Below are 8,299 nucleotides of genomic sequence, written 5' to 3'. Positions count from 1 at the left end.
GTGATCGGTTTGGTCGCCTGTATCGCCGCCCAGGTGGCATCCCCACCGTCGCGCACCGCACGGCGCCCGTAGGTGCTGCGCGTGGCTCTGGCGCAAAGTGTGTGCTGTTGTGACCGACGTGATGCCGTCCTCGTCAGCAGCCGCAGAGGATGATCTTCCACAGGGAGTCGAAGTCGGCACGACCGTATCGGCTGCGTCGACGCCATCGACGCCCGGCGCGGCACCTCGACGCGAGCCTGGGAGATCACGATTACCGGATGCGCATCATCGGAACGGTCACCGGCGTTCTTGCTTTCTCAGACAAACGATCAGGCCGGCTCACACCCCCGGCGGAAACCAGGCTTGAAGGTTCTGAGGGTTGATCGGCACTGAGATATGTTCGTGCGTGATCAGCCACTTGTCGCCTGACCGTCGGCAACAAACGGTCGACCGTACCCATATCGCGCTCTGGAGCCCGTTCTTGCGCGTTCCGCTGTCCAGGTGAAGCATGTGCGCGAACGCGACATCTGCACTCGCCGCGATGGTCAGGTCGTGCGTTTCCAGGCCGATGGAGCCATCGTATTCATCAAACCACCGCACAAAGTTGCCGCGGACTTCATCGAATCCCGCGAACTGGAGAGGGGGAACAACATCGTAATAAACGATGTCGGAAGAATAATGTGACATGAGTCGATCAATGTCCTTTGCCTGGCAGGCATCGACTCGACTCTCCAAGAGCGCCCTAACCTCGGAATCGTTCGAAGTCATCGCATCCTCCGTTCAAGAATCGGACCGCAACCAGCTCACCTGGCGACGGCCCCTGTGGTCTCAGTAGTCCGACGACGCAGCCCACTGGAATGTGAGGTTTCACAAGCTGACGGACCTGCCGTACCAGCCCGTCGGTGTTCCGTGCTGGATCAGGCGGCGCGGCCGACCTTGAGTGCGGCCGCGGTGTCGACGACGCGACGGACCTGGTGACGGGCCGCCTGCAAGGTCACCTCGCTGGGTGGGCCATCGCCGGTCACGTGGGAGGTGCCTTAGGGATTGCCTGACTGAAATTGGATGGGGTCGGTGTAGCCGGGGGGCACGATGATGCCGCCCCAGTGGTAGAAGGTGTTCCCCAGTGCCAGAAGGGTGGATTCCTGTCCCCCGTGGGCGGTGTTGGAGGCGGTGAAAGCCGAGTACACTTTGTCCGCGAGCTTGCCTTGGTACCACTGGGGACCGGTGGTGTCGATGAACTGCCTGAGCTGGCAGGCCGGGTTGCCGAAGCGGGTGGGAGTGCCGAACAGCACCGCGTCGGCCCAGGCCAGATCGTCGTGGCAGGCCTCGGCGACGTCGGCGGTGTCCTGGCGGTGCTGGGCCCAGGCCGGATTGGCGCTGATCGCCTCCAGTGAGGTAGGTGTCCGTGGCGGCGATCGGGTGCAGCGCCACGGCCCGGTCGCCCCGGCGCCGACCGCCTGACGCGCCTTGGCCGCGGTCGGCGGGCGCAAGCTGTCCCGGATCGCCGCCTCCACGGCCCGGAGGCGGCGGATCGCCGCATACAGCTCGATCTTGGACTTCGGCCGCACCGGAGCACCCCGGATATTGGCTCAATCGAACAGGCAGGAATTGGATCTCCCGACGGGGCCACTTCGTCACGTAGGGTCATGCCGCTCAGAACGATCCACCGCTTGGAGCGAATGACGATGTCCTATCCACCGGCGCGATACTTGAAGGATCACGGGATCGCCGGCGCAACCTACCGGTCGGCCGACGCACCGCCGGACCTCACGATCGGAGTCAAGTCCCGGGTCGGCTATCTGGCGACCGGTGCGAGCACCGATGGCCAATTCGGTCTCTACCGCTGGGACATGGCCGCGATCCCGAACGGCCCCGGCGCTCACTTTCACAGGGCCATTTCCGAGTCGTTCTTCGTCCTGGAGGGCACCGTCTCGCTGTACAACGGCGAGCGATGGCTGGACGCTACACCGGGCGACTTCCTGTACGTGCCGCCAGGCGGAGTCCACGCCTTCAGTAACGATTCCGATGCACCTGCTTCCATGCTGGTGCTGTTCACGCCGGGGGCGCCCCGGGAGGCGTACTTCCGGGAGCTCGCCGAAATCGTCGCCACCGGCCGCCGGCTCACCGACGAGGAATGGACTGAGCTGTATGCCAAGCACGACCAGTACGTCGCACCGTGAACCACGCGTGGCTCCGGCAAGTGCCTCACCTGGCGGGCCCCTGTGCGAGCGACCCCGCACCGTGTGAGACACCCCGCCTCTCCCCGCCACCGAACCGCGCACGCCCGCACGATGACCAGGCCTGGTTCCACGGATGAGTTCTCGCCCGTAGACGCGCTGGGCGGTCGACACCGATCGGTCTGTTTCACAAGCCTATGGCCGCGCCTGGATCGCCGCCGCGAGCAGGCGCCGGTGACGGGGCGGCGAGCGCCGCTGCCGTTCGAGGTCAACCAGGCTTTGCTTGTCCGGGGGAACATCGCCTGGACCACGTTCCGTTCGCTCGTCGGCCGCGCCGAGACTGTTGGGGGAGATGGTGGGACGCCTGGCCTGCACGCCGGGGGCGTGCAGCAGCGAGCAGGCACACGACCAGGCACCCACCCAGCTCCGCGATCGGATCCAGCCCCTGGCCCGCGTCGCCGCGAAGCAGCACCCGACGGCCTACCGGCACTTCCGCAAGCAAGAGTTCTCCCCGAACTACGTCCGCGCCTGCACGCTTTCAACGACGCCGCACGCTGCGCCGCTGACACCGAACCGGCCCTCGACATCGCCGAACTCCAACCCTGGGAGCCCGAACCGCGCAGACGGCGCCGAAGACTGCAACTGTGACTCACCACCTCAGTTGGCGGGATGCGCCAATCCTCGTGAGGAGGGGCAGCGTGGTCGCTGTCCGCCGTGCTGAGGCGGCTTAGCCTGACGAGGCTGGCCAGTCGTCCATCGCGTCGACGACGTCTTCGTACGCGGATGGCCTCGATCCCCACAAGAAGGGCCGTGACCAGCTGGAGGCATGCGGGAGATATGATCAGGTCATGCCTTTGACGGTGGACGACGTCGACCGGTTCGAGCTATCGAGGCCGCGCCTGGAGGCCATCGCCTACCGTCTCCTCGGCTCCGCGGACGAGGCACAGGACCTCGTGCAGGAGACGTTCCTGCGCTGGCAGGCCGCCGACGTCGACCGCGTCGAGGTCCCCGAGGCTTGGCTGACGAAGGTACTCACCAACCTGTGCCTCAACCAGCTCACCTCCGCGCGGGCACGCCGCGAGACCTACGTGGGCCGATGGCTCCCCGAGCCGCTGCTCGCCGGGGACCCGATGCTCGGCCCGGCCGACACCGCTGAGCAGCGCGAAGCGGTCTCGTACGCGGTCCTCACCCTCATGGAGCGCCTGTCCCCCAACGAACGGGCCGTGTACGTGTTGCGGGAGGCCTTCGACTACCCGCACCGGGAGATCGCCGAAATCCTCGACATCACCGAGGCCGCCAGCCAGCAGATCTTTCACCGTGCCAAGAAGCATGTCGCGTACGGCAAAGCCCGCACCGAAATCGACGAGGCCGCCGCCCAGCGGATCGTCGAGGAGTTCCTCGCGGCCGCCACCAGTGGCCAGACCGATGAGCTCGTACGCCTGCTCACCAAGGACGCCATCTCCATCGGCGACGGCGGAGGGAAGGTTCCGGCACGCACCAAGGCGTTCGAGGGAGCCCTCGCGGTCGCGAAGTTCGTGTGGGGCATGTTCAAGCCCGCCGAGGCCAAGCGCGCCATCGTCGGCGGCTCGCCCGAGATATACGCCTGGACCGCCAATGGCGAACCCGCCGTTGTGGCCGTCGTGGAAGGCCGGGTCGTCGCCATCATGTGCCTGGAGGTCACCGCCGAGGGCATCACTGCCTGCCGTACCCAGGCAAACCCCGACAAGCTCGAACGCGCGACCGAGCAATGGGCGGCCGCCGACCACGGGGAGCCCCTGCTCGTGATGTGACGTGTATCACCTATGGTTCCTGTCAGGAAACGGCGGGCCATCCGGTTCAAGTGACAAATCCGAACCGGACAGGAGCTGACGATGAGAGTGCTGGTTGCAGGAGCGACTGGAGCGATGGGTACGCAACTGGTGCCGCGTCTGGTCGATGCGGGACACGAGGTGTTCGCCATGACCCGCAGCGAGTCGCACAAGGCCAGGGCATCACAGCTGGGCGCGGTACCGGTCATCGCCGATGCGCTCGATCGCGCCCAGGTCGAGGCGGCCGTGCGCCAGGCGGCGCCGGAGGTGATCGTTCACCAGCTGACCGCCATCGGGCACATCGACACCCGCCATTTCGAACGTAGCTTCGCCGCCACCGACCGGCTGCGGATCGAGGGCACCGACAACCTGCTCGCGGCCGCACGCGCCGCAGGAGTACGACGGTTCGTCGCCCAGAGCAACGGCGCGTTCACCTACACCCGGACCGGCGGGCCGGTCAAGAACGAACAAGACCCCCTGGATCGCTCACCGGTCAGCCAGATGGCCCCGATGATCGCCGCGATCGAGCACTTGGAGAAGGCAGTGCTGGGCGCCGCCTGGACCGAAGGGATCGTGCTGCGCTACGGCGCGTTCTACGGACCCGGCACCTCCATGGCGCCAGGCTCCGAGCAGTTCGAGATGATCCGCAAACGCAAGTTCCCGGTCGTCGGCGACGGCGGTGGGGTGTGGTCGTTCGTCCACATCGCCGACGCCGCCGAGGCCACGGTCGCAGCCGTGGAGAACGGCGGCCGCGGTGTCTACAACATCGTCGATGACGACCCCGCCCCGGTCGCCGAATGGCTGCCGGAACTGGCGGCGATGCTGGGCGCCAAGAAACCGATGCGCGTGCCGCGGTTCATCGGACGGCTGGCCGCCGGACAGGCCGGCGTCGTGCTCATGACCGAACTGCGCGGCGCATCCAACGCCAAGGCCAAGCGCGAACTGGGCTGGCACCCGGCACATCCCACCTGGCGCCAAGGCCTCCAGGTGTCACAACTGCGGTGATCGGTGTCCTCGTCCGGCGCGGAGCCGACTTCGCGTCGGCCGAGGATCTGTGCAGGAAGCCCTGATCCGGGCACTGGACACCTGGCCGGACGATCCACCGCGCGATCCGAAGGCATGGCTCGTCGCGGCCGCATGGCGCAAGTTCCTCGACGCCGCCCGCGCCGAGGCGTCGCGGCGGGGGCGCGAACTCGCCGTTCAAATGGAGAGGACCGGGCCAACGCCCTGATCGAGGCGGCATTCGCCCGGCAAGCCAACCCCAACGAGCCACTCGCCAGCACCTTCCCTGAACGGGCCACCCACGGGCCAAAGGGCCGACGAGAGCCTAGTACTGGTATGAAACACCAGGTCAACCGCCTGATCAGCTCACCACGACGGCTTTCCCTGGACAGTGCCCGGCCCCGCGCCCGGGGTGGCGGCCGGGCGGGGCGTGCCGTACAGGACAGGGCACAACGCGGGCCGTACCTGACGGGGAGACTCAGCGCGGCCGGACTGGATGGGGGGCTCAGCGCGGGCGAAGTTCGCCCGAGCCTCGGGGGATCAGCCGGGTCGGCACCAGCGTCTTCGTTACGCGCGAACGGTCGCCGTCCAGACGGGACAGCACCAGCGCCGCCGCCGCCGCCCCGATCCCCGCCGGGTCCTGGGCGACCACGGTCAGCGGCGGGTCGAGGACCTCGGCCAGCGGCAGGTCGTCGTACCCGACGAGGGCGACGTCCTTGCGCCCCGCCTTGGCCAGCCCGACCACCGCGCCTGTCGCGGCGAAGTTGTTGGCGGCGAACAGCGCGGTCGGCGGGTCCGGCAGCTCCAGCAGCCGCTCGGCCGCCGCGGCGGCGGCCTCGGCGGAGTGGCCGGTCTCCACCAGTCCCTTGTCGAACGGCAGGCCCGCCTGCGCCAGCGCGTCCCGGTAGCCCTGGAAGCGTTCGCGCCTGGTGTAGAGCGTCGCGGGCAGGTCGCCGATGAAGCCGATCCTGCGATGGCCGTGCGCGATGAGGTGCGCGGTGCCTTCGCGCGCCCCCTCCCGGTTGGAGCTGACCACGCAGTCGGCCGCCAGCCCCATCGCGGGCCGGTCGAGGAAGACGATGGGCAGCCCTGCCTCGCGTTCGGCGCGCAGGTAGCGGTGGTCGCCCGTGGCCGACGGCACCACGAGCAGCGCGCTCACGCGGCGCGCGAGGAACGTGGCGACCAGGGAGCGTTCGAGCTCCTTCGTCTCGCTGGAGGAGCCCACGATCACGGTCAGGCCGCGCTCGCGCACCGCGCTCTCGATGCCGCCGGCGACGGTGCCGAAGAAGGGGTTGCCCATGTCGGGGATGACCAGGCCGATCGCCGCGTCCCTCGCGCCGACCCGCATGTTGCGGGCCATCAGGTTGGGTCGGTAGCCGAGCCTGCGCACGACCTCCATGACGCGCGCCCTGGTCTCGGGGGCGACGGGGCCCTCCTCGTTGAGGACCCTGGAGACGGTCTTGGCGGTGACGCCGACCTCACGGGCGACGTCGGTCATCGTCGGGCGCCGCGCGCTCGCCATCGAACCTCCCCGTTTGTCGGGAACAGGGTAGCGGGATCAGGAGAGGCCGATCGCCTCCGCGGCGCCCTTGTCGGCGATGACGGCCTTGCCGTCCGCCACGTTCATGGCGCCCGTCATGATCGCCACCACTTCGGCCATGCTGTGGTCGCCCGGCTTGATCTGCGCGACCCTTCGGCCCAGCCGCTGGACGTGGATCCGGTCGGCGATCTCGAAGACGTGCGGCATGTTGTGGCTGATCAGCACCACGGGCAGGCCCCGGTCGCGGACCCTGCGGATCAGGTCGAGCACCTGCCCCGACTCCTTCACCCCGAGCGCGGCCGTGGGCTCGTCCATGACGACCACGTGGGAGGCCCACGCCACCGCCCTGGCGACGGCGACGCCCTGCCGTTGCCCGCCCGACAGCGACTCCACGGGTACGGCGAGCGAGCGCAACCCGATCTTCAGCGCGGCCATGTGCTCGGCGGACTCCGCCCGCATGCGGTGCTTGTCCAGCATCCTGAACACCTTGCCGAGCAGTCCGGGCTTGCGCAGCTCCCTGCCGAGGAACATGTTGGTGGCGATGTCGAGCGAGGCGGCGATCGCCAGGTCCTGGTAGACCGTCTCGATCCCGGCCCTGCGCGCCTCCAGCGGGTCGCCGAAGCGCACCCGTTTCCCGTCGAGCAGGATCTCGCCAGAGTCGGCCTGGATGGCGCCGGTGAGCGCCTTGATCAGGGTGGTCTTGCCGGCGCCGTTGTCGCCGATGACGGCGAGCACCTCGCCGGGCAGCAGGTCGAAGTCGGCGCCGTCGAGGGCGGTGACGTGTCCGTAGCGCTTGACCAGGCCCCGCGCCTGGAGAACTGGCGTGGTCATCGGGTCCTCCTGCGGGAGAGCTGGTCGACGGTGACCGCGAGGATCACCAGGATTCCGGTGATGAGCGTCTGGTAGATCGACGGGACGCCCATCAGCTGCAGGCCGTTGCGGAACACGCCCACGATGAGCGCGCCGATGAGCGTGCCCATGACCAGGCCGCGCCCGCCGAACAGGCTCGTTCCGCCGAGCACGACGGCGGTGATGCTGTCGAGGTTGTCGGTCTGGCCCGCCTGCGGGTCGCCCACGCCGGTACGGGAGACCAGCAGGAGGGCGGCGATGCCGTACACCAGGCCGGCCAGGGTGTAGACGCCGACGGTCAGCCGCGAGGTGCGGATGCCGGTGAGCCTGGCGACCTCGGGGCTGTTGCCGAGGGCGTAGACGTGCCTGCCCCACGCGGTCTGGCCGAGCAGGTAGGCGAACAGCAGGAAGAGCGCGATCGTGAGCACGGAGCCGTAGGTGACGCGGGTGCCCCCGAGCTGGAAGGTCTGGCCGAGGAAGGTCAGCTCGTCGGGCAGGCCCGTGACCGTCTGGTCCTGGGAGTAGATGTGGGTGAGGGCGAAGACCACGTTCAGCATGCCCAGCGTGACGATGAACGGCGGCAGCGAGATCCGCGTCACCAGCATCCCGTTGATCAGACCGAACAGCGCGCACACCGCCAGGCCGGCGGCGATCGCGAGCAGTGGCGGCATGGACAGGGCCAGCTTGGCCATCACGATGCCGCCGAAGGCCATGATCGCGCCGTTCGACAGGTCGATGCCGCCCGTCAGGATGATCAGCGTCTGGCCGATTGCGAGCGTGCCGACGACCATGACCTGCTGGATGATGAGGGAGAAGTTGCCACCGGTCAGGAACTGCGGGCTGTTCAGCGCGAAGAACGCGCAGGCGATCACCAGCGCGGCCAGTGGGCCGGCCGTCGGCGTGGTCAGGATCCTGCGCGGCAGGGTCGCTTCGATGACAGCCAT

General features: G+C 68.4%; 8 protein-coding genes and 1 pseudogene. 4 read left to right on the top strand and 5 right to left on the bottom strand.

The genetic code is table 11. From position 1 onward, the window contains the following. Window positions 1–318: 318 nt before the first annotated feature. Together AB0B45_RS36375 and AB0B45_RS36370 are read right to left on the bottom strand one after the other, a co-directional pair. Window positions 319–747 carry a nuclear transport factor 2 family protein gene (locus AB0B45_RS36375; RefSeq protein ID WP_358140189.1) on the bottom strand — a complete coding sequence of 143 codons (429 nt, stop codon included), beginning with the start codon at window positions 745–747 and terminating at the stop codon, window positions 319–321. Between the two features lie 269 nt (window positions 748–1,016). Further along, window positions 1,017–1,547 carry an NAD(P)H-dependent oxidoreductase gene (locus AB0B45_RS36370; RefSeq protein ID WP_358140186.1) on the bottom strand — a complete coding sequence of 177 codons (531 nt, stop codon included), beginning with the start codon at window positions 1,545–1,547 and terminating at the stop codon, window positions 1,017–1,019. Between the two features lie 78 nt (window positions 1,548–1,625). On the opposite strand from AB0B45_RS36370, the gene AB0B45_RS36365 reads away from it, so the two are divergent. The 4 genes and pseudogenes from AB0B45_RS36365 to AB0B45_RS36350 form a co-directional block, all read left to right on the top strand. After that, on the top strand, window positions 1,626–2,159 hold the full coding sequence (locus tag AB0B45_RS36365) for a cupin domain-containing protein (protein WP_358140183.1): 534 nt from the start codon (window positions 1,626–1,628) through the stop codon (window positions 2,157–2,159). Between the two features lie 845 nt (window positions 2,160–3,004). Further along, the gene (sigJ, locus tag AB0B45_RS36360; protein WP_358140180.1) at window positions 3,005–3,946 is read left to right on the top strand and encodes an RNA polymerase sigma factor SigJ; all 942 of its coding nucleotides are present in this window, start codon (window positions 3,005–3,007) and stop codon (window positions 3,944–3,946) included. 81 nt (window positions 3,947–4,027) lie between these two features. Then, window positions 4,028–4,969: an NAD(P)-dependent oxidoreductase gene (locus AB0B45_RS36355; protein ID WP_358140177.1), complete on the top strand. Its 942-nt coding sequence runs from the start codon at window positions 4,028–4,030 to the stop codon at window positions 4,967–4,969. Next, window positions 4,933–5,165: pseudogene (locus tag AB0B45_RS36350) on the top strand (sigma factor); the annotation flags it as partial. The gene AB0B45_RS36355 and the pseudogene AB0B45_RS36350, both read left to right, overlap by 37 nt. A 306-nt stretch (window positions 5,166–5,471) precedes the next feature. Here the strand turns inward: AB0B45_RS36350 and AB0B45_RS36345 are convergent. Genes AB0B45_RS36345 through AB0B45_RS36335 form a run of 3 tightly spaced genes read right to left on the bottom strand, consistent with a single transcriptional unit; the run spans window position 5,472 to window position 8,299 of the window. Next, complete coding sequence (locus tag AB0B45_RS36345; protein WP_358140174.1) at window positions 5,472–6,488, bottom strand: LacI family DNA-binding transcriptional regulator; 1,017 nt, start codon at window positions 6,486–6,488, stop codon at window positions 5,472–5,474. A gap of 36 nt (window positions 6,489–6,524) precedes the next feature. Then, entirely contained in the window at window positions 6,525–7,337 is an 813-nt protein-coding gene (locus AB0B45_RS36340) for an ATP-binding cassette domain-containing protein (protein WP_358140171.1), read from the bottom strand. Next, complete coding sequence (locus AB0B45_RS36335; protein WP_358140168.1) at window positions 7,334–8,299, bottom strand: ABC transporter permease; 966 nt, start codon at window positions 8,297–8,299, stop codon at window positions 7,334–7,336. The genes AB0B45_RS36340 and AB0B45_RS36335 overlap by 4 nt, the downstream gene beginning before the upstream one ends.

Origin of the sequence: Nonomuraea sp. NPDC049152 (assembly GCF_040648355.1) — a bacterium.
GTDB lineage: Bacteria > Actinomycetota > Actinomycetes > Streptosporangiales > Streptosporangiaceae > Nonomuraea.
The sequence above is the reverse complement of the archived record's forward strand: the minus strand, read 5'-3'. Positions and strand labels throughout refer to the sequence as shown.